Here is a 25564-nt window from a genome sequence, read left to right as displayed (position 1 = left end):
TTGAAAGGGTGTTTAATAGAAGATTTAAAGAGAAATATAAAAAAGATAGAATATGATATGTTGACTAAATTCTATCTGAATTTGACAGATTTAAACTACATCTTGGATTATCACAAAGAACTTTTAAATACAAAAATAGAAGTTAAGAATAGAGTTTATGTTTTATATTTAATTAGTCTCATAAACTATATAAAAAAAGATAGAGAAGCATCATACAAATATCTGCTGGATTCATTAAAAGACATTAAAAAATTGCCATCAAAAGAGAATGCTGAGATAATATCTAAGATTTATATTTATCTTACACTATCAGCTATTTCTATAAGAAAATATGATAAGGCAAATAACTTTTATTTTTTAGCAAAAAAAAGCATAAAACAAAACCACTTAAACGAGCTATTAGTCTTGTTTAATATGAGTTTATGTGTAGAAATAAGTGCATTATATAAGACTAAAACGGATGTAATATCTTTAGTAGAGGAAGTATCTTTTTTTAAAAATTTAAAAAATAAAGTCCTTGTAAGTAGAGCAAATTATATATTTGGAAGAGTTTATCTTTATTTATTTAATAACTTTATAAAGAGCATGGAGTATCTAATTGAATGCCTAAGGTTGGCTCAAGAAAATAACTTGTATTCTATAGAAGCTTTTTGTAAATGTATAATAAGCTTGTGTTATTTAGAAAGTGGAAATAATATAGAAGCCATAAAATACATAAAAAATGTACTAGATGTTGCACACAATAATAATTCAATATCACTAACTGAAAGAGTAGCCATAAAAATAGACCTTATATGGGCCTATTTAAAGGAAGATATGAATAAAGAAGCAGAAGATATTCTAGTAAAAGCTATAAAGTTGATGAAAGCTGTTGAAGGTGTGTATAAGGATTATTTATACTCATTTATATTTTTATATTCAGCTGAAATCGAGTTAAAGAAAAGTGATTGTAATTTTGAAAAAGTAAACGCCTATTTGATTTTATCAAAAAATATATATAAAAGTTTTGGAGATGTTTTTATATATAATTCCAAACTAGATTATATATATAAATTGTATGGAGATTTATATATAAAATTTGGTAATATAGATGAAGGTATAAGCTGTTATCTAAAAGGCTTAAACTTGGTTAAAAAAAGCTCATTAAATCCTAAGAAAATGTCTATATTTTATGGTCTAATAGCAAATGGATATGAACTAAAAAAAGATTTTAAACTAGCGATAGAATACTATAAAAGTATGGATTGGTATTCTGACAAATGGGAAAAAAATAATTCCTATAAAACATCTCAAGGAATTCATAAACAATATGAACTTAGGCAAAAACAAGAAAGTTTAAGAGCACTTGTAGATAATAATAAAAAATTAGAAAATGATATATTAAAAGATGGACTTACTCAACTATATAATAGAAGATATTTAGAAGAACAATTAGATTCATTTAATGGAACTAGAGAAAAAAATATGGTCGCGATATTGGTAGATATAGATTATTTTAAGAGTTATAATGATAACTATGGTCATTTAGCAGGAGATAAAGTTATAACAAAGGTAACTGATATTATAAGAAATGTATTTATAGACATTACTGAACACATAATTAGATACGGAGGCGAAGAAATTTTAATATTAGTAGATTCTATAAAATCAGTAGATATTGAAGAAATTGATAATATAGAATTATATATTAAAAGAGTTTTTAAACTTCTAGAATTTGAAGGTATTGAACATATGTATTCTAAAGTAAAAAACTATATAACTATAAGTGCTGGAGTAAGTATAAAAAGGTGTCGTAGCAGAAAAGATGCTGAAGTATTAATTGAAGATGCAGATAAGAACCTATATAAGTCAAAAAAAGCAGGTAGAAATCAATACATTATAATTTAAAATTGAGGTGATTTTGTTGCGAAAAAAAATAGGAATTATAGCCTCTGATATTGAATTAAAAGAAAGAATAGAAGAATTATATAAAGAAGATGTAGAAAATGGAACTATAATAATTGACATACTCAATTTAGACTTAATGGAAAATCAAGGACGTATACTTGTTGAAAAAGGTGCTCAAGCTATAATTGGTAGAGGTGGAGGTTATAGTTTAGTAATAGATACAGTAAGTGTACCTGTTATACCTATGAATATGAAATCGACTGACCTCTTAAGAGCAATAGAAATAGCAAAGAGATATTCTAAAAAAGTGGTATTGATTCTTGGAGATAATGAAGTTTCTTTTGATTATGTTGGCTGGAGAAATGTAATAAGTACTGAGATAACTGAGGAATGGTTTGAATCTAAATATGAGATAAGAAGTAAAGTCGTAAAATATATAGACCAAAAAGACGAAGTTGTAATAGTAGGTGGAGGTCTAGCTTGTTCTTTTGCAAGACAATATGGCATTGATAGTGTATTTGCAACTGCTAGTGATGAATCTATAAGAGAAGCTGTTGAGTATTGTAAGAAATTATTAGATACATTAGGTGAAGAAAAATTTAATAATGAAGTTTTAAGAAATATACTTGATGGTATAAAAGATGGAGTAATCGCGATAGATAGTAATGGTAGTATAATTTTGTACAATGAAAGTGCAAAAAACATGCTTAAAGTAGAAAGAAGATGTGCACTCAATAAATATATATTAGATGTATTCCCAAAAATGGAGTGGATGTTAGACTGTTTACATGAAAAAAATGATGTAGAAGATAGAAAGATAAGGAATATAAATAATTTAATTGTTAATACTAGAACTACATTAATAAAAGTAGATAATAGCACTTATGGAGTTTTGGGAATAATACAAGATATAACTAAACTACAAAACTTAGAAAGAAAAATAAGATTTGATTTAAATCAAAAAGGTCTTTATGCTAGATATACTTTTGATGATTTTTTATTTAAAGATAAATTAACTAAAGAATTTATTGAAGAAGCTAAAAAAATTGGAAAAAGTGATTATACAACTCTACTATATGGAGAAAGTGGGTCTGGTAAAGAAATTATAGCTCATAGTATACATAATATAAGTAGAAGGAAAGACAGACCTTTCGTTGCAATAAACTGTGCTACTATAGCAGAGAATTTGCTTGAAAGTGAACTTTTTGGATATGAAGAAGGTGCATTTACTGGTGCCAGAAAAGGTGGAAAAAGAGGTCTATTTGAGCTTGCACATGGAGGAACACTTTTTTTAGATGAAATAAATAGTTTATCTTTTAATATTCAGACAAAACTATTAAGAGTAATAGAAGAACGCCAAATAATGAGGATTGGTTCTGACTATATAATACCTTTAGATATAAGAATCATAGCAGCAACAAATGAATCATTAACTGAAAAAATAGTTATGGGAACATTTAGAGCTGACTTGTTTTATAGATTAAGTAGTTTGGAGATAAATATTCCTCCTCTAAGAGATAGAAGAGAGGATATAATACCACTATTTAATAACTTTGTAAATGAAGTATTAAAGGACGATGGTCTTAATGGAATAAATAGCATAGATGAAAATTTTGTTTTAACTAAAGATGAAATTGATAAACTGTATAATTACAGTTGGCCTGGAAATGTTAGAGAATTAAAAACAATAGCCCAGAAATATGTTGTAACAGGAAAAATTAAATTGAGAAAAGAACGAGATTTTAAAACTCAAAAGGTAGCACCTAGTTCTGAAATAGACAAATTTAATTCTGAAACGACAGCCAGTGTAGAAGTTCAAGATGAAGTTGTAGATATAAGTAAGATAAACGATGGTAAGGTGTGTATAGACATAAAAGAGGTAAATAAGTATGTTGAAGAAAAAATAATAAACATGCTTTTTGCTCAAGGACTCTCTAAAAATGAAGTGGCACAAGTTCTTGGAATAAGTCGTACATCTTTATGGAAAAAGTATAACAAAAATATATAAATACAAATACATATAAAATATTTTGAAAGTAATGTTAATTTTTTAAAACAAGTGTTAAAAAAAATTAACATTACTTTTTTGTAATTTTTTGTTTTTTTAGACAAGTATATATATTTCTAAGAAAAATAACTAAAATACTTAATTTAATAATGAAAAAAATCAGAATTCTAAACAAAAGTAGTTTTACATAAAGTAAAATTTGTTGGCATGCTAATTGCTTAATATATAAAGTGAGAGTAAATACAATTTTAGGGGTGATGGTATGAGTCAAAGTATGGTTGGTAAGCATGCGATGTGGCCAAAAGAAAATGATGTTATATTTAGCATATCTGGTAGAGCTCAAGCAGCAGAGAAGGCTTTAGGCATGGATAATGTAATAAATGCAACAATAGGCGCTCTAATGGATGATTCAGGAAAATTAATAACAATGAAAACTGTATATGAAGAATATAAGGCATTAGATAACTGTGAAATAGGTGCATATGCGGCTCTTGAAGGTCAGCCAGATTACTTAGAAGCAGTTAAAAAAGTATTTTTCAGAGATTACTTACCAGAAGGACATATAAGAGTATTAGCTTCACCAGGAGGAAGTGGTGCAATAAAATTGGCTGTATGGAATTATACTAATGAAGGTGATGAGGTTTTAACATCTGATTGGTTTTGGAGTCCATATGTAAGTATAGCTGAGGAAGCCAATAGAAAAGTAGTAAACTACCAATTGTTTGATGAAAATAGAAGATTTAATTTTGAGTCATTCAAAGAAAAGTTTGTAAATATAGCACAAAAACAAGATAGAGTTTTTACAATTATAAATACGCCAGCTCACAATCCAACTGGATATAGTGTTGCAGATGATGAATGGGATAAAATATTAGATTTATCAAAAGAAATTGCAGAAGATAAAGATAAAAAGATAATATTTTTCGTAGATTCAGCATATATTGACTTTGCAGGTGATGATGATGTATGTAGAAAGTTTTTTAAGAAATTTTCAAATCTACCTGAAAACGTTCTCGTATTAGTTGGATTCAGTATGTCAAAAGGATTTACAGCTTATGGTATGAGAATGGGAGCTATAATTTGTATATCTTCAAGTGAAGATGTAGCTGAAGAGTTCCATTATTCATGTGTTCATTCATGTAGAGCAAACTGGTCAAATTGTAATAGAAGCGCTATGGCAGTATTATCTAACATTGTAAATGACCCTAAAAAATTTAAAGAATATGAAGATGAAAAAGACATATACAAAAAAATGCTAACTAGAAGAGCAGATGTATTTGTAAAAGAAGCTGAAAGAGTAGGCTTAGAAATTCTTCCATATATAGCAGGATTCTTTGTAAGTATACCATGTGATAATCCAAAAGAAGTATGTGAAGAATTGACTAAACATAATCTATTTGCAGTTCCATTAAAAATGGGATTAAGATTTGCAGTTTGTGCAGTTTCAGAAGAAAAATGTAAGAAAGCACCAAGTATTATAAAAGAAGCACTTGAAAGTTTAGAAGTAAAAATAAATAATTAATTTCATTGACAAATTGGGTGGACTATGAATTTAATAATTGTAGATGGAGGGAATTTTATATGAAACAATTGATGACAGGTAATGAAGCAATTGCACGTGGAGCCTATGAGGCTGGTGTTAAATATGCATCCGCATATCCAGGTACTCCAAGTACAGAAATATTAGAAAATATAGCAACATATAAAGATGCAATAGTTGCAGAATGGGCTCCAAACGAAAAGGTAGCACTTGAGGCTGCTATAGGGGGTTCAATTGCAGGAGCAAGAACTATGGCTTCTATGAAACATGTTGGTGTGAATGTTGCAGCTGACCCAATATTTACTTATGCATATACAGGCGTAAATGGTGGTATGGTACTTATTACAGCAGATGAACCGGGAATGCATTCATCTCAAAATGAGCAAGACAATAGGATGTATGCAAAATTTGCAAAGATACCTTTATTTGAACCATCAACTAGCCAAGAAGCTAAAGATATGATAAAAGAAGCGTTTGAAGTTAGTGAAAAATACGATACACCAGTTTTATATAGAGTTACAACAAGACTCTGTCATTCAAAAGGTTTAGTGGAATGTTATGATAGAGAAGAAGTTGAAATTAAAGAATACACTAAAAATGCTAAAAAAATGGTAACAGTTCCAGCAAACGCTCAAATAAGAAGGGGTGTTGTTGAGGAAAGAATGGAAATTCTTAAAAAATTCTCAAATGAAACTGACTTGAACTATTATGAAATAAATGATACAAAAATAGGTGTTATAGCTTCAGGTATGTGTTGCAATTTTGCTAAAGAAGTATTTGGAGAAAATGCATCATATATGAAGTTAGGATTTACAAATCCATTACCTTATGAAAAAATAAAAGAATTTGCAGATAAAGTTGACAAAATATATGTAATAGAAGAAAATGACCCATTTATAGAAGAACAAATAAAAGCATATGGAATAGACTGTATTGGAAAAGATGTAATGCCTCCATATGGTGAAATGACACCAGATGTTTTAAGAAAAGCTATATTTGGGAAAACAAATGATACTATAGAATACAAATCTGAATTAGTAACACCAAGACCACCAAGTTTCTGTGCAGGATGTCCACATAGAGGATTCTTCTATGAACTTGGAAAGAGAAAAAATTTAATAGTTGGTGGAGATATAGGATGTTATACTCTTGGATTTGCTCCTCCATATAATGGAATAGATTATGTTGTTTGTATGGGTTCTGCTTTTGGAACTGCACATGGAGCTCAAAAAGTTCTTAATATGAAAGAAGGAAATGAAAAAAGATTAGTAGGTGTACTTGGAGACTCAACTTTCTTCCATACAGGAATAAATGGTCTTTTAGACGTAGTTTACAATAGAGGAAATTCTATATCAGTTATATTAGACAATAGAATAACTGGAATGACAGGTCACCAAGAAAACCCAGGTTCAGGATATACTTTACAAGGTGCTAAAACTAAAGATGTTGATATAGAAGGATTAGTTAAAGCTTGTGGAATAGAACATGTAAGAGTTATAGACCCTAACAATCTAAAAGAAGTAAATGAAGCATTAGATTGGGCTTTAGCTATAGAAGATGAACCATCAGTAATAATTACAAGATGGCCATGTGTACTTAAAAAATTCTCTAAAGAAGATATAGAAGAATTTAATAACCCATTTAAGACTAAGTGTAAAGTGGACCATGATAAGTGTATTGGATGTAAATTATGTTTGAGAACTGGATGTCCAGCCCTATCATTTGATAAAGAAAATAAATTATCAAATATAGATAGAAATCAGTGTGTAGGATGTGGAGTATGTTCACAAGTTTGTCCAAAACAAGCAATAGTTAAGGAGGAAAAATAATATGACTAAGAGTATACTTTTGGTAGGTGTAGGAGGTCAAGGAACTATACTTGCTAGTAAATTATTAACTATGGGATTGATGGAAGCTGGATATGATGTAAAAATGAGTGAAATACATGGGATGAGTCAAAGAGGAGGTTCTGTTTCCTCACAAGTTAGATATGGAGATTGTGTGCATTCTCCAGTTATAGAAATTGGTGGAGCAGACATATTAGTATCTTTTGAAAAAATGGAAGCTTTAAGATGGTTTAATTATTTAAAACCAGAAGGAAAAGCTTTAGTAAACAATTATAGAATAGATTCTATGACTGTCTTAATCGGAGGAGCTGAATATCTAGAAGGTGATATAGATGAGGAACTAAATAGATTAAATGCAAAAGTTATAAACGCTGCTGATAAAGCTGAAGAACTAGGAAATTCAAAAATAATGAATGTTATTTTATTAGGTTGTCTAGTTAAATCTATGGAATTAGAGTCTATCGATTGGGAAAAAATTATAAGTGAAAATGTTAAACCAAAATTTGTTGAATTAAATATAAAAGCTTTCCATGAAGGTATGGAAATGGTTAACAAATAGTTTATAATATATATAAATAAACTATAGAAATTAAGGTGAAAGGAAGAAAATTATGACTTACAGAATATTAGCCATAAATCCAGGTTCTACTTCTACAAAAATAGCAGTATATGATGGAGAAGAACAAATTCTTGTGAAGACAATAGACCATCCAGCTCAAGAGATTGCAAAATATAATACAATACAAGACCAATTTGAAATGCGTAAAGAAGCTGTTTTGAATATTCTTGAAGAAAATAATATAGATTTGAAATCTCTTAGTGCAATAGTAGGAAGAGGTGGGGTTTTACCACCAGTAAAATCAGGAGCATATTTAGTAAATGAAGAAATGATTGATGTACTTAGACATAGACCAGTGCTTGAACATGCTTCAAATTTAGGAGCTGTTGTGGCACACGCAATATCAGAGCCACTTGGAATAAACTCATATATTTATGATTCTGTTGCAGTAGATGAGCTTATAGATGTAGCCAGAGTATCTGGACTTTGTGGAATGGATAGAGCAAGTACAGGGCATGCATTAAATACTAGAGCTATGGCTTTAAAATATGCTAAAGATAATGGGAAAGATTATAAGAGTTTAAATCTAATAGTAGCTCATATTGGTGGAGGAGTAAGTATTTATCTTCATGAAAATGGAAGAATGGTTGATATGTTATCTGATGATGAAGGGCCATTTTCTCCAGAAAGGTCAGGAAGAGTACCTGCTACAAAATTAGTGGCAGCTTGTTATTCAGGAAAGTACTCAGAAAGAGAAATGACTAAAAAGATAAGAGGTAAAGGTGGTATCGTTTCATATCTAAACACTGTAGATGCTAGAGAAGTTGAGAAGATGATAGCAGAAGGAAATAAAGAAGCAAAAATTATTTATGAAGCAATGGCTTATCAATTGGCAAAAGGTATTGGAGAATTAGCAACTGTAGTGGATGGAAAAGTAGATGCTATAATTATAACAGGTGGAATTGCATATTCTGAAATGTTTACGTCAATGGTTAAAAAGAAAGTGGAATTTATTGCACCAGTAGAAATTATGGCAGGAGAAAATGAGTTAGAATCACTTGCTTTTGGAACTTTAAGAGTACTAAATGGAGAAGAAGAAGCTAGAATTTATAGTGAAAATTAATAAGAACAACTAAAAATGTTTATATATTAAAAAGTGGTATATCCATTTTTATACACGAAAGCTTAGAATATAAGTGAAAGTGTATAAAATATGAATTGCCACTTTTTTTATAATTGAAATTTTATATTAAATTAATGAAGAGTTATGTAAAATTTTGTATTTATATATATATTTTATTGGTATTTATTGTTATTATTATTATGAGGAGTGATTTTTGATGGGAAAAATAAATTTAAAAAGTATGATAAGATTGTTTTCAGGTTTCTTTATATTTGCAATTTCTTCTGTATTGATGATTAATGCGCATGTTGGGCTTATGCCTTGGGATGTGCTTCATCAAGGTTTATCTATAAAATTAGGTATAACTATAGGTCAGGCATCTATAATGGTAGGGGTTATAATCGTTATATTGGATGCAGTTTTTGGTGAAAACATAGGATGGGGAACACTACTTAACATGACATTCATAGGAATATTTATTGATTTAGTAATATTCTCTGAAGTAATACCTCATGCAAGTAACACTTATGTAGGTGTATTTATGGTGGTTATAGGAATTATTTTAGCAGCTATAGCAAGTTTTCTATATTTAGGTGTTTGTCTAGGCAGTGGACCAAGAGATGGTCTTATGATTGCTCTTCAAAAGAGAACTAATAAATCAGTACGCCTTGTTAGGACTGTTCTTGAAATACTAGCTCTAGTTGTTGGTTGGTTATTAGGAGGTTCTGTAGGTATTGGTACACTTGTAAGTGCATTAGGACTAGGATATGTATTACAAATAGTGTTTAGGATGTTTAATTTTGACACAAAGTCGCTTAAACATAGATTTATTATAGATGATATAAAAGAATGGAAAGAAAAGAAAAGAGATGAACATAAGTGTAAATCAAGTATTGCAATAAAAAATGAGCAAAATTAAGTATACCAAAATAGATTTGTGTTTTGTTTAATTTATGTAAAGGTAAGGAGATTTGGAAATGGAATTATGGGATTTATATAATACTGATGGAATTAAAACAGGAAAAGTTATAGAAAGAGGTAATTCTATTGAAGAAGGTTATTACCATTTAGCAGTTGAAGTATGGATTGTAAATAGTGACTCTCAGATTTTAATTCAGAAAAGGTCTAAAAGTAAAAAGACATTACCAAATATGTGGGGAATGACAACTGGATGTATTGTTTCTGGAGAAGATAGTTTGGAAGGTGCAATTCGTGAAGCAAAGGAAGAAATAGGGATAGATATATCTAAATATGAAATGAAAGTTTTTAGAAGTATGATTCATGGTGATACTCTTTGGGATGTATACTTTGTTAAGAAGGAGTATGATATATCAAAAGCTATTTTGCAAGAAGAAGAAGTAAGTGATATAAAGTGGGTAAGTACAGACAGAATAAGACAATTGATAAAGGATGGTTTATTTTTTGAATATCCAGAAATATATGAATTACTATATGATATAGATAATAATAATTTAAACTTATAATATGGAGCAGATTTTAGTATAAACATAATTGTATAGAATTATCTTCTCTAAATTTTAATATTGTTTTATGAAGAATTAATAAGTTGTTTTGAAAGCTTTTTGATTATTTTTAGAATTAGAATAAAAAAGAGTGACACTGTAAAGTCATAAAAATTTGGGGAGGGTTTAAACTGTGAAAGATAACAAAGAATTGACACATGATGGCTCAAAATATAAAATTGTTTCTATATCTGTTGTAGTAATTATTTTAATTACGTTCTGGTACATGTTAAATATGGTGCTTTTAACATTTATAATGACTTTTATTTTCTATAACTTACTTGTAGCCATAAGAAAACGAATTAATAAAATTTCCTCTAGAATTATTCCAGATTCGTTGATAATTGTGGTGTTATACTTACTATTTGCTATATTACTGGTATTGATTAGTTATGCAGTTGTACCAATAATTATAGTCCAACTTACGGAGTTGAGCAGGATTTTTAGTGATTTTGATGTAAATCAATTTGCTCAATCTCTAGGTCCAAAACTTTATCCTGTTGTTTCAAAGTTAGATTTTAATAAATATATTTCACAGGCAGGGCTACTTATAGCATCAACAGCAACAAAGGTTGGAAGCTTTGGAGTAAATATATTGTTAGGCTTCTTACTGAGTTTGCTTCTTTTACTTGAAAAAAATGATATCAAGAAATTTGGAAATAAACTTGCAGATAGTAAGATTTCTTTCATTTATAATTCCCTTGTATTTTTCGGAAAGAGTTTTGTGAAAAATTTTGGTGAAGTAATGAAAGTACAAGTAATGATTGCATTTATAAACTCTGTTGTTTCCATGATTTTTTTAGGTTTTATGGGATTCCCTCAAATATGGGCTTTAGGATTTATGATTTTCGTGTTAGGTCTTATTCCAGTGGCAGGAGTTATAGTATCATTAATTCCACTAACTGTAATAGCCTTTAATATAGGTGGGATAACAAAAGTACTTGGAGTTTTGGCAATGATTTGTATAGTACATGCAGTAGAAACATACATATTGAATCCTAAACTGATGTCAAATAGAACAAAACTTCCAGTTTGCTTTGTGTTTATTATTTTACTTGTAGGAGAGCATTATTTGGGTGTATGGGGATTATTAATTGGAGTTCCAATATTCATGTTCCTTATGGATATTTTAGGTGTTAAATTTACTTCTAGATAATATATTACAATAATAATTTATTTTATGAATGCGACTCATAATTTAATTTAAAAAAGAACCTATAAATGGACATCATTAATAAAAGAAGTCTGTTTTATAGGTTCCATTTTGATTTTTATAAATACTATAGAATTAATAACAAGAAATTTATTTCATTTCAAAAGTTTCACAACTTGCATTTCCTGAATTTATATGAACTTTTTCAGCTTTACAAAGTTCATTTTTATTGTATTTACATTTTACAGCTTCACAATGGATATTGTCTGTATCAACTTGATTAGTATCATTAGAACGACTAGTTATTCCAGAAGTATATTTGTCTTCAAAAGAAGCACAATAAGTGTTTCCTGTAGTAGTTGCTTGCATTCCATCTACTTTTATGCTCCCAGCATAACAGTATCCACTAGTATTATAAGCACAATTAGTAGCATCGCAATTTAAATTATTATTTTTCATAAAATAACCTCCTAAGTTTTATTTAAACTTATTATGTGAAGTTATTTAAATTTTATACACCTATTTACAATTACATTTATCACATTTAACAATTACATCTTTTGAAGTTTCTCTTCCTAAATTTCTATTGACATGATATACATCTGTATTTTCAGTTGAACCACATATAGAACATTTGAAATTGTTTTCTAGTAAAGTCCTTTCTCTAAATAACTTCCAGTACATAGAATTGATGTAATCATTGTAGTTCACCTTGAGGCATGTTTCAAGAAAGTTTATGTATAGATTATCTAAATCTCCTGTATCTAATTCTGTATATTCTGGTTCAAAATATTCACAACATCCTCTAAAGTCAGGCTTAGTATCTGAAATAACACATCTAATATCATATCTATAGTCTAGGCTGGGCCCCTTGAATGAAAGATGTGTACAAAAAGAACAAGATGTCTCTGGTAGATTTTTTTCAAGTTCATGTAATTTATTATTCATAAGTATTCCTCCAAAAAAATTTATTTTAAGTATATAAATGTGTAGATTGTTTTAAAACTTTTATTTATTTATATTAGAAATTCAGGATAAATATTCCAATAAAGAGTAAATACCTAGTTATTTATGTGTTAAATAAAAAAGAGACAATCTCTAATTTGAGATAGTCTCTTTTTATGATTTTTATATTAAAAGTTTAATTTAAGTGTAACTCTGGTTAATTTTAGTCAGCTAGTTTCACATCTGCTTTGTTTTTTAACTTTCTACCATAGTATACAGTTAAAACAGCGTATAATACAGTAAATATAGCAGCTAAAATATAGGATATGTTTATACTTAGATTAAATCCAATTTGAGCATTGAATATATAACTAAATATGATAAAAGAATAAAACATACCTGGAATTAAGCTTATAATATAATTTTTTTCTTTTATTATAAGATAGACTGTAATCATCGCAAATGCAAATATAGCGATGGTTTGATTACTCCATGAGAAATATCTCCATAATATATTAAATCCAGAAGCACTGAGTTTTGCAAATATAAGGATGGCTATGACAGGGATAAATATACAGATTGATAGTATAACACGATGTTTCTTTTCCTTTTGGTCATAATGAAAATAATCAGCAAGCATTAATCTTAGAGATCTTAAAGCTGTATCTCCAGAAGTTATTGGTAAAATGATAACACCTATTATAGCTATGATTCCACCAATAGAACCAAGTAAATCTCTTGCAACTAAGCCTATTACATCAGGAGAGCCTATCAATTCCTTAGGTATACCTTTATTGTAAATACCCATAGCAGCTGCAGCCCAAATCATTGCAATTAAACCTTCTAAAATCATCATATTATAAAAAGTAGTTTTTCCTTCTTTTTCATTTGAAACTGATCTTGCTATAAGAGTGGCTTGAGTTGAGTGAAACCCAGAAACTATACCACAAGCAACTGTAACGAAGAATGTAGGGATAAGAGGAATTCCATCAGGATGAATACCTTTCCAATTTGCAAGACTTAGATTAGCTAAGTCATAACCTTGTGTAAATATTCCGATTCCAACACCAGCAGCAGATAAAAGTAGTATTGCCCCAAATATTGGATATATTTTTCCTATAATCTTATCAATTGGGAAGAGTGTTGCACATAAATAATATACAAAAATAATTCCATAAACTATCCATACAACTGGATTATTTATAGTTGACTTCATATTTAAGATTTGTGTAACAACCAAATCTCCAGGTGTGTAAATAAAAACTGCACCAACTAAAAGCATTAATAGACAAAGGAATATATTATAGACTTGAAATACTTTATTACCTAAAAATCTACTGATAAGAGAAGGCATCTGTGCTCCTTTTTCTCTTATACTAATCATTCCACTCATATAATCATGTAAAGCTCCTCCAAATACACAACCAATAGGGATTAGTATAAATGCTATTGGGCCAAACAATATACCTTGGATAGGTCCTAGAATTGGTCCTGTACCAGCTATATTAAGCAATTCAATGAGACTATTCTTCCATTTTTTCATTGGAACATAGTCTACACCATCACTCTGAGCAAGAGCAGGTGTTTTTCTGTCATCTGGGCTAAATACTTTTTCACAATAAGCACCATATAAAGCACCTCCTATTAGTAATATAGCCAATCCAATTAAGAACGTTGTCATAATATCACCCCATTTATAAAATTTTTGGATTCTGTATACGTATTGAAATAACCTACAAATTCTATAAAATACTAAAAGTAATATAATTTCAGAAATTAATACATACACATAATCATGTACTTAGTATACATGTGTTTGGTAAAATTTTCAATATTATAGCAATAAAGAATATAAACAAAATTCTGATAATATTTTACAAAAAAATTAAAAAACATAAAAAATAGTTTAAATATATAAGTAAAAAAGATAAATCAATTGATAATGTAAATGTCTATATCTTAACAATATTAAGAGGTCTAAAATTCTTGAAGAAAGAATAGTCAAGTGATATAATGAGTTTACAGGTGTATATACACTAGTACATATAGAAAGCGGTGCAATTATGGATAAAGATTTAACATATCAAATCAAAGAGCTAAAGAAAGAAAAAAATGCAATAATACTTGCCCATTTTTATCAACCACCAGAAATACAAGAATTAGCAGACGCAGTTGGAGACTCATATTACTTAAGTGAAATTGCTAGAGATTGTAACGAAGATGTGGTTGTATTTTGTGGAGTAAGATTTATGGGAGAAAGTGCTAAGATATTATCACCTGAGAAAACTGTATTAATGCCAGTAAGTAACGCTGGATGCGCTATGGCAGATATGGTAGATGAAGAAGGCGTGATAAAACTAAAACAACAGTATCCAAATGCTTTGGTTGTATGTTATATAAACTCTACAGCTAAAGTCAAGGCACATTGTGATGTTTCCGTTACATCGTCCAGTGCAATTAAAATATTAGAAAACATAGATAATAAAGAAATTATATTTCTTCCAGATAAAAACTTAGGAGGATATATTGCAGAGAAATTTCCAGATAAAGACTTTATATTTTGGGATGGATATTGCAAATACCACAATAATATAAAGACTGAAGAAATAATTGAATTAAAAGATAAGTATAAAGATGCAGAAGTGTTGGTACATCCAGAATGTAAAAAAGAAATAAGAGATTTAGGAGATTATGTAGGCAGTACATCAGGAATAATAAAATATGCTACTAATAGTGAAAATAAAGATTTTATAATAGCAACTGAAGAAGGAATATTACATGAATTAAAGAAAAAGAATCCTAATAAAAACTTTTATATCCCTGGAGGAAGAATATTATGTACTGATATGAAAAAGACAACATTAGAAAATTTATACAGTACACTTAAAAATATGGAAAATGAAGTTACTGTAGAAGATGAAATCATGGAAAAGGCTTTAAATTCACTGCTTAATATGCACAGATTAGCAGAAGGATAGAGGGATAGACTTATGAATTTAGAACAAGATGTTTTAATAGTTGGAAGTGGTATTTCAGGGTTATATTGTGCATTAAATTTAGATAAAAATTTAAATGTATTAGTAGTATCAAAATCTACAATTGAAAACAATAATACATATCTTGCACAAGGTGGAATTTCAACTGCTAGAAATATTGATGATATAGAGTCTTTTGTGGAAGATACAATGAAGGCTGGTCAGTATAAAAATAGAGTTGAAGCAGTCCAAGTTCTTGCAGATGAATCTATTGAAAATGTAGGACAAATAGTAGATTATGGTATGCCTTTAGATAGAGAAAATGGAGAAATAGATTACACTAGAGAAGGTGCTCATAGTGTAAATAGAATAGTTCATAGTAAAGATAATACTGGAGAGGTTGTTTTTAAGACTTTATTAAAAGAAGCTAAAACTAGAGAAAATATAACTCTTATAGAAGATGCGTATCTTTTAGATATATTAAAAGATGGTAATAAGTGTATAGGAGCTAGAATTTTTAAATCTCAAAGAGAAATTCATGTTTTTTCAAAAGTGGTAGTTTTGGCTACAGGTGGAATAGGTGGACTTTTCAAAAACTCTACCAACCAAAGACACCTTACAGGTGATGGAATTGCTATAGCTTTAAAAAATGATATAAAAATAGAGAACTTAGAGTATATTCAAATACATCCAACAGCTTTCTATGAAGAGAATAGTGAAGGCAGGAGAATGCTTATATCTGAATCACTAAGAGGAGAGGGAGCTAAACTTTTAAATAAAAATAAAGAAAGATTTGTCGATGAACTTCTTCCTAGGGATGTAGTTTCAAAAGCTATTTTTGAGCAAATGGAAAAAGATAATTCACCTTATGTATATCTAGATGCAACACATTTAGGTAGTGAATACTTAATTAATAGATTTTCTTTCATTTACAATGAATGTCTAGCTAGAGGAACAGATATAACTAAAGAATACATAAAAGTATCACCTGCACAACATTACTTTATGGGTGGAATACATGTGGATTTGGACTCAAAAACATCTATGGAAAATTTATATGCAGTTGGAGAGATTAGTTGCACAGGTGTTCATGGAGCAAATAGACTGGCAAGTAATTCTTTACTTGAAGGGCTTGTATTTTCAAAGAGAGCTGCCAAAAGTATAAACTCAGTCATGGATGAGATAAAAGTTGAATTTATAGATATACCAGATATGGACATAGATATAGAAAAGATAAAAAAAGAGAATAAAATATTAGTCATAAAAGAAATTGAAAGAACAAGTGAGGATTTTGGCGATGAATTATTTGATTAAAAAATAGCTACGCACACTTGTGACTTTAGTCATGAGTTAGTAGCTAAAATAGTCAGCATATAGGGAAACTTATATGTAGAGATAGGATAGAACCTATCCAATACTACCTGAATTGCTGGAAACCCCTAAAGCTAACCAAACTAAAACATAAGGCTGAAATAAACCTAAGTGTGAAAGTTACGAAAGTAGAAAAAATTGGTTAGATGGTATAAGGTTAAACCCTAAGTACTTTAAAATGGGCAATCAGCAGGTAAGCTCCGAATAGGAGAAACTTCAACGACTATTCCTCCTGAGGGAAGTACACTACAAGTTATTGGTAGTGGAAGTGGGTAGACCTTAACGGATAATGCCGAAGGATAAGATATAGTCTGTGCTTACATGAAAGTGTAAGAAGTTCATAAGAGAACTGCATAGGTAGTAGCGAACTTATGTGAACGACAACCTCAAAAATGATAAAAGTTAGAACTTACGGTTCTTACATATGTTATTTAAAAATAAATATAAAACCTTCAAAAAACTTGTTTTAAAAAATTGTACTTGTTAATATTAGAGTGGATAATGAAAAATGGAAGTTACTTGGATATGTATATTTAGTAAAATACCATATAGTATGGTGTGTAAAATATGGACATCTAGTATTAACATAATCATAAAAAACAAGTAAAGTGAGGTGATAGTAGTGGAAAAAGCTTATAAGTTTAGAATGTATCCAAATAAAAAGCAACAAGAGTTAATTAACAAAACTTTTGGATGTTGTAGATTTGTATATAATAAATATCTTGTTAAAAAAATAGAAGTTTATGAAAGCGATAAAGAAACTTTTACTTATAAACAGTGCAGTTCTGATTTGACCAATTTAAAAAGAGAATTAGAGTGGCTTAAAGAACCTGACAAATTTTCACTACAAAACACCTTAAAAGATTTAGAAAACGCATATAAAAAATTCTTTAAAGAAAATGCAGGATTTCCTAAATTTAAATCAAAGAAAACTAATAGATTTTCATATAGAACTAACTTTACAAATGGAAATATTATGTACTGTAGTCAATATATAAAATTACCTAAACTTGGAATGGTTAAAGTAAGGGATAAACAAGTACCTCAAGGTAGAATACTTAATGCTACTATATCCAAAGAACCAAGTGGTAAATATTATGTATCATTATGTTGTACTGATATAGATATTGAAGCATTTGAAAATACTAATAATCAGATAGGTTTAGATTTAGGAGTTAAAGAATTTTGTATCTCAAGTTGTGGAGACTTTATAGAAAATCCTAAGTATCTTAAGAAGTCATTAAATAGACTTGCTAAATTACAAAGAGAACTATCGAGAAAAACAATTGGTAGTTTAAATAGAAATAAAGCAAGATTAAAAGTTGCAAGACTTCAAGAACATATAGCTAATCAAAGGAAGGATTTTCTACAAAAACTATCTACTAAATTAATACAAGAGAATGATATTATTTGCATAGAGGATTTACAAGTAAAGAATATGACTAGAAATAGTAAACTATCTCGCTTAATTTCTGATGTGTCATGGTCAGAATTTGTTCGTCAATTAGAATATAAGGCTAATTGGTATGGTAGACAAATTGTAAGGGTAGGTAAATTCTTTGCAAGTTCACAAATATGCAATAAATGTGGATACAAAAACGAGGAAATGAAGAATTTAAGTATAAGAGAATGGATTTGTCCTTGTTGTAATGTAACTCACGATAGAGACACAAATGCGAGTATAAATATACTAAAAGAAGGACTAAGACTAATAACAGTTTAAAATAAATAACTTATGTAAGAACCGTAGGAACTACGGGGATAGCCTGTGGAGAATTGGTAAGACATATTTTAGTATGCGAAATTCTGTGAAACAGGAACCCTGTGACTTTAGTCATGGGAGGTTCAGTATTGATAGAATGATACAGGATGCTTTAATAGAAGATGTTCCAAGTGAAGATATAACAACTAATTCTATTGTGGATGAAAATTCTAAGTCTACTGTAGATTTAATTTGTAAGCAAGATGGTATAATAGCTGGATTAGGTGTATTTAAGAGGGTTTTTGAGATACTTGGAAATGTAGATGTAGAGTTATATAAAAATGATGGTGATAAAGTAGAAAATCGTGAAAAGATAGCTGTATTAACTGGAAATACTAGAAATTTACTTGTAGGAGAACGTGTGGCATTAAATTATTTACAAAGAATGAGTGGTATAGCCACTACTACTAGTAAATATGTTGAAAAGCTTGAAGGTACAAATACAAAGTTGTTAGATAGTAGAAAAACAATACCTAATCTTAGAATATTAGATAAATATTCTGTAAAAGTAGGTGGAGGATGTAATCATAGATTTAATTTATCTGATGGAATTTTGCTTAAAGACAATCACATTGGAGCCGCTGGTGGTGTCAAAAACGCAGTTGAACTAGCTAGAAAAAACACTTCTTTTGTTAGAAAAATAGAAGTAGAAGTGGAAACCTTAGATATGGTAAAAGAAGCTTTAGAAGCAAAAGCAGATATAATAATGTTGGATAATATGAGCTTAGAAATGGCAAAACAAGCCATAGATATTATAAATGGAAGAGCAATTGTAGAATTTTCTGGGAATGTGAATTTAGATACTATAGAATCTATAGGAAATATTGGAGTGGATGTTGTTTCTGTAGGAGCACTTACACACTCTGTCAAAGCTCTCGATATAAGTATGAAAAATCTGAGAAATATATAAATTTGATATTGATATAAATTTAATTAAGATAGACTCCATAAATTTACATAGTAAATTTATGGAGTCTATCTTTTATTTATTAAAATTAATAAAAATATAGAAAAGTTTAATTAATAATTTAATTTATATAGAAAAATACTATATACACTTTTGATGATATAGTTATTATCTATTTTACAGATAAATACAAAAGAACTTATAATATAATTGTATATGTAAAAATTTGTATAAAATTTAGGAAAGAATTGGATGGAGGAATAAAAATGAAAGTAGCATATATCTTCAATAGTACTAATGTACATAAAATTTTAGATAAAATGATAATACCACAATTAGAACAAGGAACTCATGGAGTAGATGTTCTAGGGATGTTTTTCTTTATGGATAATACATTATTCTTATCTAAAGGGAATCCAATAGGAGAAAAACTAAGTGAATTACATAAAAAAACGGATATGATAATAATGGCTTGTGACCAATGTGCTATAGAGAGAGGGATAGAGAATAACTTGGTTGATGGGGCTACGATTGGATGTTTTCCAAACTTATATGCTTGTTTAGGTAGTGCAGGTATAGACCAAGTCATAACATTATAAAACAGTGCGGTATACAATCCATGGGAAAACTTATTTTCTGTGGATTATTTTAAGTCAAGGATAAATTGTTTGAGTAGGGGATGAACAAATGTCTAAAGTTTTAGTTGAATTTATAAATACTTGACCATCTTGTGATGAGCATGGAGTGTTTATAAAAAAAATGTCAGAAAAGTATACTGATAAATTGGAAGTGAAACTGTATCAGGCAGGTAAAGATTTTTCATATGTAAAAAAATATGGAATTATAACAAAAGGAACTTTAATAATAAATCAGAAAAAAAAATATGACAGATTAAATAAAGATACAATTGAAAAGGCGATAGTAGAAGCTATAAATAATAGTTAAAAGTTTAAAATTAGGAGTATCAAAAATGAATATATTAGAAATTGTTTTAAATGGGATTAAAGAGACTATAGTAGCTTCTATAGTTACATTGAATGGAGCATCAGGATGGCTTATGATAAGTTTTATATTAGCAGGTGTACTTCACAATGTTTTAACTCCAAAAAGGTTTCAAAAACAACTTGGAAATAAGAAATTTTCTTCTTTGATTAAAAGTACTATCTCAGGAATGTTTTTACCAATATGTAGCTGTGGAGTAATCCCACTTGGTATAAGTATGTATTATTCCGGAGCATACCTAGGACCAGTGCTTGCTTTTATGACATCAACTCCAATAATAAATCCAATAGCTGTAGTTCTTTGTCTAGGTCTTTTGGGGCCTAAAGTTACAATTATTTATCTAATAGCTGGTTTTTTAGTGCCATTTTTAGTAGGATTTTTAGGAAATTGTTTTGGAAAAGAAGAATTATCTTTGCATAATGATTCAGATGAAGATGTAATAGAATTAGAAGAAGAAAAGAGAAGTTTTATAGAAAATCTGATTGATGGTCTTAAATGGTCTTTTGGAGAGTTAGCTCTTACTATTAGTAAATATGTAGTAATGGGAATGCTTTTTGCAGGTTTTATAACAACAATTTTTCCAAATAGCATAATTCAAAAATATCTAGGTAATCCAGGATTGATATCTCTTGGAAGTATAGCAATACTTGCATGTGTCATGTATGTGTGTGCAGTAGGACATATTCCATTTATAGCGGCTCTTGTTGCAAGTGGAGCTTCTCCTGGGATAGCGATAACGTTTTTAATAGCTGGAGCAGCTACAAACTTACCAGAACTTATAAGTATGTTTAAACTTATTGGGAAAAGAACTGTTATTATATATTCAGTAACTTTGACACTATCCTCAATAATAATTGGATACATAACAAATTTACTTTTAGTAAATGACAATTCAGTAAATTTAGATACAACAAATTCTTCAATACAGTTGGCAAATAAACTAATGTTAAATATACCAGATAGTTTTGAATATGTGTGTACGATTGTAATTATTTTATTTGCATTTAAATCAATAATACCAAAAATGAAAGAGGTCATAGGAAATCATGCTTAAAAAGATAGTTATAATATCCTGTATAGTAGTAGCATTAATAGTTTTATCAAAGATAGTGGATGATAACCTTGAAGAAGATGCCTCTATTCCAAATGTGAATAAAGAAACATTGGAATATTTTAGAAAAAATCATAAAGAAAATATAATAACTTGTGATGAAGAAGATTTAAATAATGATGGGAAAAAAGATTTAGTAGTTATATATAAAAAAGGTAATAATTCAAATGAAATGGTAGTGGTAGTTTCTGACAAAAACAGTCATTACATAACAAAACCAATACCAGCACCTATAGAGAATCAAACTATAAATTTTAAAAATATTGATGATGAACCACCAATAGAAGTAATTGTGTCAGGTTCTAAGAATGGTAATGTAGGGTATGCAATTTATAGGGTAGAAGGCAACAAGTTTGTTGATTTATTTGGAGAAGATATGGACAAATGTTGCTAAAAATAAAAATAATACACAAAGGTGGGAAATTTAGATGAGAGTATCTAAGAAGATTCAAGCATTAATCTTAGTTAGTGTAATGGGGGCATCTATACTAACAGGCTGTAGTAGTAAACCAAAAGAGAAAGAAGAAGCAAAAGCTGGGAAGGATGATTATACAATAACAGTAGGGTATTATAACTGCGACCATATGACTGCTGGACCAGTAGCAGAAGCAGCTGGAATATATAAAGATTTAGGTCTTAATGTAAAAACTGTTGGAAATGGTAAAGTTCCTGAAGCTATGGCAGCAGGGAAAATGGATGCCGGTTATATAGGAACAAAAGGTCTTGTGGGGGCTATACCTAAAGGTTCACCAATAACAATAGCAGCTAATAATCATACTGGCGGTTCTGAATATTTAATAGTTTCAAAAGATATAAAAGAACCTAAAGATTTACTAGGTAAAAAAATTGCAACAGATATGAGTGATTTCTTATGGACAAGTGATTATGGACCAGAAACAGGTCTACCAACTGACCCATCAAAATATGAAATTGTAAATATGGATTCAGATAAAGATAAATACTTAGCTCTTAAGACTGGAAAAATACAAGCATTTACATCTTGTGACCCTTGGGGTTCTGTAGCTGAAAATGATGGTGCAGGAAAAATAATAGCATCTACTCAATATAAAGAAAAAGCTAATGGTAAAGAATATAACTGTTGTTCATTCTCATTAAACAAAAACTTTATAAAAGAACATCCAGATTTAGCAAAAAAATTGGTTCTAGCCCATACAAAAGCAATAGAATACATATATACAAATCCAGCTGAAGCTGCTAAGATATTTGCAAAATATTATAATGTAGAAGAAGAAGTTGCACTTAGAACTATTTATAAAAAGACAGTTGGAGAAGGTAGAACACTTACTTGGAAAGTTACAGGAGAAGAATATAAAAACAATTTACAAATGTATAAAGATTTAAAAGCACTAGATGATATACCTAAATATGAAGATACAATTGATACAAGTTTATTGGATTCTTGTGGAGCAGATGATTTTGATAAATTTATAAAAGAAAAAGTTAATCCAGAGTTTCCTGAAGGTATGAGTTATGAAGATTGGAAAGCAAAGGTATTATAAATAAATGGAGAATATAAAAAATATAATAATACTTTTTATTATTGTTTTGGGAAGTATATTTATAATATTTTTTAATTTTGAAGATAAAGAAGAAATAGAAGGAAAACTAAGAATAGGGGTATCTGATGATACCTCTGGTTTTGTAATAAATTATATGGTAAATAGAGACTACTTTGAAAATATAAAAGTAAGTGATGTAATGGATACTTTTACAATTAATGATTGCTGAGCAAGTACAATGCAATGGGCTCTGAGTTCAGAGGAAATAGATATAGCAATTATATGTAAAGATGCCGCAAAACAGTATGTAAATGCAACTAGTGGATTTGAAATTGTTGGCACAGTAGTTCAAAATTCAGATGTATTCTTATTAAGTAATAGCAATCCTAAAAAAATTGGAATCATTCAAAACAGAAATTATCAGTCAGAATTAGTGAAGAAATATTATGAAAATGTAGAAATATCTCCTTTATTAGGGACTGCATTAGCATATGGATTAGAAAGCAATCTAGTAGATGGTGTTGTAATAGACTGTATAAAATCAATCGGATTAGAAGGTACAAGAAAATCTACAACTGAATTGGGAGATTATGATACTTATGTTTTAGTTGTAAGCAAAAAATTTAAAAAAAGTAAAGCATATAGTGATTTTATAAAACTTTACAATAAAAGTGTTGATGCTTTAAATAATGAATCTACATTTAAGAATACACTGAAAGAGTACAAGAATATAAGAAATATAGATATGGAGGAAATAAGAAATTGGAAATTAAAGTTTCTAAAGATAAAAGAGATAGATTAACTAAGAAAAAATCTGATAGTAGTATGGATATTCTATACAAGATAATACTCTTAGTCATTATATTTTCAGTTTGGCATTTTGCGGCAAAAGATATAGGAAGCTCTTTATTACTTCCAATGCCAGTAGATGTAATAAAAGGTTTCTTTTATTGTGTAACAGATGTAGAGACAGTTACTAATCTTTTTATAACATTACAGAGAGTACTCAAAGGGTTTATGTATGCGCTATTATTTGGGCTTCCAATAGGGTTTATCATGGGATTTTCTAAAACTTTTGAAAAAGTTTTATCTCCAGTCGTAGATTCTGTAAGACAGGTTCCTATAATGGCATGGGTGCCTCTTACTATAGTATGGTTTGGTATAGGAGATGGCCCAACAATATTTTTAATAGCTTTTTCAGGAGTTTTTCCTATAATCTTAAATACTATTCAAGGTGTAAGAGCAATATCAAAAGATTATTATAATGCAGCTAGAAGTATGGGGGCATCGCCATTTGTAATATTTACAAATGTAATAGTGCCAGCGTCTCTTCCTGATATACTAACTGGTTCAAGAATAGCTATAAGTACAGGATGGATGTCTGTTATCTGAGCGGAGTTTATAGCTACGAGTGCCGGTCTCGGTTACTCAATGGTACAAGCTCAAACATTAATGCATACAGATGTATTAATTGGGCTTATGATATTTGCAGCTTTAATAGGATTTATAATAGATAGAGTATTAAAGTTTATAAATAAAATCCTTTGTAGATGGAGGTTTGCAGATTAATGAAGTTAAGTGTAAGAGATATAAATAAAACATTTGTAAATAATAAAGTACATACAAAGGTTTTAGAAGATATAAGTATGGATATAGAAAATGGTCAATTTGTTTGTCTTTTAGGGCCATCAGGGTGTGGAAAAACGACTCTACTTACTATAATAGGTGGATTTCAAAAATCAGAAAGTGGAGATGTTTTTATAAATGATAAAAAAGTTAAAAAACCAGGTATAGATAGAGCTTTCATATTTCAAAATTATGCTTTATTTCCTTGGAAAACTATAAGAGGAAATGTTCTATTTCCTATGAAACAACAGAAAATACCAAAGGAAAAAAGAGAAGAAATGTTAGAAGAACTTTTAGTTATGTCAGATTTAAAAGGGAAAGAAAAATTGTTTCCTCATCAATTATCTGGAGGGATGAAACAAAGGGTTGCTATGATAAGAGCCTTGGCATGCAATCCAGAAGTATTATTAATGGATGAACCATTGGGAGCAGTTGACTTTCAAATGAGACAAAACTTACAAGAAGAGCTAGAAAGAATATGGACAAAAAAGAAAATAACTGCATTAATGGTAACTCATGATGTTGACGAAGCTGTATATATGAGTGATAGAGTTATTGTAATGTCAAGAGATAAAGGAAGAGTTATTGACGATATAAACATAGATATTCCAAGACCTAGAGTTAGAGGAAGTAAAAAATATGAAGAATATAAGAATAGATTAACTGATACTTTATCGAAGTGTTATGAAGTTTAAAGAGGAGTAG

Annotated in this window: 24 protein-coding genes; 21 read left to right on the top strand and 3 right to left on the bottom strand. The window is 29.2% G+C overall.

From position 1 onward, the window contains the following. The first annotated feature begins 57 nt into the window (after positions 1–57). The 9 genes from ACTG46_RS13240 to ACTG46_RS13200 all read left to right on the top strand — a co-directional run bounded on the left by ACTG46_RS13240 (position 58) and on the right by ACTG46_RS13200 (position 11643). The gene (locus ACTG46_RS13240; RefSeq protein WP_479924070.1) at positions 58–1887 is read left to right on the top strand and encodes a diguanylate cyclase; all 1830 of its coding nucleotides are present in this window, start codon (positions 58–60) and stop codon (positions 1885–1887) included. A gap of 7 nt (positions 1888–1894) precedes the next feature. Next, positions 1895–3895 (top strand): sigma 54-interacting transcriptional regulator, encoded by a 2001-nt coding sequence (locus ACTG46_RS13235; RefSeq protein ID WP_187130395.1) that lies wholly within the window; start codon positions 1895–1897, stop codon positions 3893–3895. Positions 3896–4157: 262 nt separating this feature from the next. After that, entirely contained in the window at positions 4158–5417 is a 1260-nt protein-coding gene (locus tag ACTG46_RS13230) for a pyridoxal phosphate-dependent aminotransferase (protein ID WP_479922980.1), read from the top strand. A gap of 59 nt (positions 5418–5476) precedes the next feature. Then, positions 5477–7264, top strand: a complete 1788-nt coding sequence (gene iorA / locus ACTG46_RS13225) for an indolepyruvate ferredoxin oxidoreductase subunit alpha (RefSeq protein ID WP_479922979.1) — start codon at positions 5477–5479, stop codon at positions 7262–7264. A 1-nt stretch (position 7265) separates the two neighbouring features. Next, entirely contained in the window at positions 7266–7841 is a 576-nt protein-coding gene (locus ACTG46_RS13220) for an indolepyruvate oxidoreductase subunit beta (protein WP_054270977.1), read from the top strand. Positions 7842–7893: 52 nt separating this feature from the next. Next, positions 7894–8964: a butyrate kinase gene (gene buk / locus ACTG46_RS13215; protein WP_054270976.1), complete on the top strand. Its 1071-nt coding sequence runs from the start codon at positions 7894–7896 to the stop codon at positions 8962–8964. A gap of 217 nt (positions 8965–9181) precedes the next feature. Beyond that, entirely contained in the window at positions 9182–9883 is a 702-nt protein-coding gene (locus ACTG46_RS13210) for a YczE/YyaS/YitT family protein (RefSeq protein WP_054277140.1), read from the top strand. A 58-nt stretch (positions 9884–9941) separates the two neighbouring features. Beyond that, the gene (locus ACTG46_RS13205) at positions 9942–10448 is read left to right on the top strand and encodes an NUDIX hydrolase (RefSeq protein WP_479922978.1); all 507 of its coding nucleotides are present in this window, start codon (positions 9942–9944) and stop codon (positions 10446–10448) included. A 172-nt stretch (positions 10449–10620) separates the two neighbouring features. Then, the gene (locus ACTG46_RS13200) at positions 10621–11643 is read left to right on the top strand and encodes an AI-2E family transporter (RefSeq protein WP_074178397.1); all 1023 of its coding nucleotides are present in this window, start codon (positions 10621–10623) and stop codon (positions 11641–11643) included. A gap of 147 nt (positions 11644–11790) precedes the next feature. On the opposite strand, the gene ACTG46_RS13195 is transcribed toward ACTG46_RS13200, so the two are convergent. From ACTG46_RS13195 to ACTG46_RS13185, 3 genes are all read right to left on the bottom strand, one after another. Beyond that, entirely contained in the window at positions 11791–12099 is a 309-nt protein-coding gene (locus tag ACTG46_RS13195) for a DUF1540 domain-containing protein (protein WP_021385244.1), read from the bottom strand. Positions 12100–12159: 60 nt separating this feature from the next. Beyond that, entirely contained in the window at positions 12160–12588 is a 429-nt protein-coding gene (locus ACTG46_RS13190; RefSeq protein ID WP_054270973.1) for a hypothetical protein, read from the bottom strand. A 220-nt stretch (positions 12589–12808) separates the two neighbouring features. Then, positions 12809–14266, bottom strand: coding sequence for a carbon starvation CstA family protein (locus ACTG46_RS13185; RefSeq protein ID WP_074178396.1), 1458 nt, complete (start codon positions 14264–14266; stop codon positions 12809–12811). A gap of 382 nt (positions 14267–14648) precedes the next feature. Here ACTG46_RS13185 and nadA point away from each other — a divergent pair, with 382 nt between their 5' ends. The 12 genes from nadA to saoA all read left to right on the top strand — a co-directional run bounded on the left by nadA (position 14649) and on the right by saoA (position 25554). Then, a complete protein-coding gene (gene nadA, locus ACTG46_RS13180) occupies positions 14649–15563 on the top strand; it encodes a quinolinate synthase NadA (protein ID WP_479922977.1) in 915 nt (304 codons plus the stop codon). A gap of 12 nt (positions 15564–15575) precedes the next feature. Beyond that, positions 15576–16874 (top strand): L-aspartate oxidase, encoded by a 1299-nt coding sequence (locus ACTG46_RS13175; RefSeq protein ID WP_479922976.1) that lies wholly within the window; start codon positions 15576–15578, stop codon positions 16872–16874. Between the two features lie 670 nt (positions 16875–17544). Continuing rightward, positions 17545–18654 (top strand): IS200/IS605 family element RNA-guided endonuclease TnpB, encoded by a 1110-nt coding sequence (tnpB, locus tag ACTG46_RS13170; protein ID WP_479922975.1) that lies wholly within the window; start codon positions 17545–17547, stop codon positions 18652–18654. A gap of 136 nt (positions 18655–18790) precedes the next feature. After that, positions 18791–19603, top strand: a complete 813-nt coding sequence (gene nadC / locus ACTG46_RS13165) for a carboxylating nicotinate-nucleotide diphosphorylase (RefSeq protein ID WP_479924069.1) — start codon at positions 18791–18793, stop codon at positions 19601–19603. Positions 19604–19866: 263 nt separating this feature from the next. Then, entirely contained in the window at positions 19867–20199 is a 333-nt protein-coding gene (saoD, locus tag ACTG46_RS13160) for a DsrE-related protein SaoD (protein ID WP_054270968.1), read from the top strand. Between the two features lie 88 nt (positions 20200–20287). Further along, a complete protein-coding gene (gene saoT, locus ACTG46_RS13155; protein WP_243192668.1) occupies positions 20288–20545 on the top strand; it encodes a thioredoxin-like (seleno)protein SaoT in 258 nt (85 codons plus the stop codon). Between the two features lie 25 nt (positions 20546–20570). Continuing rightward, complete coding sequence (gene saoE / locus ACTG46_RS13150) at positions 20571–21656, top strand: efflux transporter SaoE (protein ID WP_054270967.1); 1086 nt, start codon at positions 20571–20573, stop codon at positions 21654–21656. Next, positions 21649–22107, top strand: coding sequence for a Cys-Cys-COOH (seleno)protein SaoC (gene saoC / locus ACTG46_RS13145; protein ID WP_284182112.1), 459 nt, complete (start codon positions 21649–21651; stop codon positions 22105–22107). The genes saoE and saoC overlap by 8 nt, the downstream gene beginning before the upstream one ends. Before the next feature lie 34 nt (positions 22108–22141). Further along, positions 22142–23233 carry an ABC transporter substrate-binding subunit SaoX gene (gene saoX / locus ACTG46_RS13140; RefSeq protein ID WP_054277130.1) on the top strand — a complete coding sequence of 364 codons (1092 nt, stop codon included), beginning with the start codon at positions 22142–22144 and terminating at the stop codon, positions 23231–23233. Between the two features lie 13 nt (positions 23234–23246). Beyond that, positions 23247–24035: an ABC transporter substrate-binding (seleno)protein SaoB gene (saoB, locus tag ACTG46_RS13135; protein ID WP_243192749.1), complete on the top strand. Its 789-nt coding sequence runs from the start codon at positions 23247–23249 to the stop codon at positions 24033–24035. Then, positions 23996–24802 (top strand): ABC transporter permease subunit SaoP, encoded by an 807-nt coding sequence (saoP, locus tag ACTG46_RS13130; protein WP_243192666.1) that lies wholly within the window; start codon positions 23996–23998, stop codon positions 24800–24802. The genes saoB and saoP overlap by 40 nt, the downstream gene beginning before the upstream one ends. Beyond that, complete coding sequence (gene saoA / locus ACTG46_RS13125; RefSeq protein WP_054270961.1) at positions 24802–25554, top strand: ABC transporter ATP-binding protein SaoA; 753 nt, start codon at positions 24802–24804, stop codon at positions 25552–25554. Before saoP ends, saoA begins: the two co-directional genes overlap by 1 nt. The last annotated feature ends 10 nt before the right edge of the window (positions 25555–25564 follow it).

Source organism: Clostridioides sp. LIBA-7678, assembly GCF_056716065.1.
Note: the sequence above shows the minus strand (reverse complement) of the source record. Positions and strands in the feature narration are given on the sequence as shown.

Bases quoted from the DNA above. Each gene is read 5' to 3' on its own strand.
- ACTG46_RS13195 (WP_021385244.1), bottom strand. From the start codon at position 12,099: ATGAAAAATAATAATTTAAATTGCGATGCTACTAATTGTGCTTATAAT.
- ACTG46_RS13175 (WP_479922976.1), top strand. From the start codon at position 15,576: ATGAATTTAGAACAAGATGTTTTAATAGTTGGAAGTGGTATTTCAGGG.
- iorA (WP_479922979.1), top strand. From the start codon at position 5,477: ATGAAACAATTGATGACAGGTAATGAAGCAATTGCACGTGGAGCCTAT.
- ACTG46_RS13185 (WP_074178396.1), bottom strand. From the start codon at position 14,266: ATGACAACGTTCTTAATTGGATTGGCTATATTACTAATAGGAGGTGCT.
- saoD (WP_054270968.1), top strand. From the start codon at position 19,867: ATGAAAGTAGCATATATCTTCAATAGTACTAATGTACATAAAATTTTA.
- ACTG46_RS13230 (WP_479922980.1), top strand. From the start codon at position 4,158: ATGAGTCAAAGTATGGTTGGTAAGCATGCGATGTGGCCAAAAGAAAAT.
- ACTG46_RS13190 (WP_054270973.1), bottom strand. From the start codon at position 12,588: ATGAATAATAAATTACATGAACTTGAAAAAAATCTACCAGAGACATCT.
- saoC (WP_284182112.1), top strand. From the start codon at position 21,649: ATGCTTAAAAAGATAGTTATAATATCCTGTATAGTAGTAGCATTAATA.
- ACTG46_RS13240 (WP_479924070.1), top strand. From the start codon at position 58: ATGTTGACTAAATTCTATCTGAATTTGACAGATTTAAACTACATCTTG.
- ACTG46_RS13210 (WP_054277140.1), top strand. From the start codon at position 9,182: ATGGGAAAAATAAATTTAAAAAGTATGATAAGATTGTTTTCAGGTTTC.
- saoX (WP_054277130.1), top strand. From the start codon at position 22,142: ATGAGAGTATCTAAGAAGATTCAAGCATTAATCTTAGTTAGTGTAATG.
- ACTG46_RS13205 (WP_479922978.1), top strand. From the start codon at position 9,942: ATGGAATTATGGGATTTATATAATACTGATGGAATTAAAACAGGAAAA.
- ACTG46_RS13220 (WP_054270977.1), top strand. From the start codon at position 7,266: ATGACTAAGAGTATACTTTTGGTAGGTGTAGGAGGTCAAGGAACTATA.
- buk (WP_054270976.1), top strand. From the start codon at position 7,894: ATGACTTACAGAATATTAGCCATAAATCCAGGTTCTACTTCTACAAAA.
- nadC (WP_479924069.1), top strand. From the start codon at position 18,791: ATGATACAGGATGCTTTAATAGAAGATGTTCCAAGTGAAGATATAACA.
- saoA (WP_054270961.1), top strand. From the start codon at position 24,802: ATGAAGTTAAGTGTAAGAGATATAAATAAAACATTTGTAAATAATAAA.
- saoE (WP_054270967.1), top strand. From the start codon at position 20,571: ATGAATATATTAGAAATTGTTTTAAATGGGATTAAAGAGACTATAGTA.
- nadA (WP_479922977.1), top strand. From the start codon at position 14,649: ATGGATAAAGATTTAACATATCAAATCAAAGAGCTAAAGAAAGAAAAA.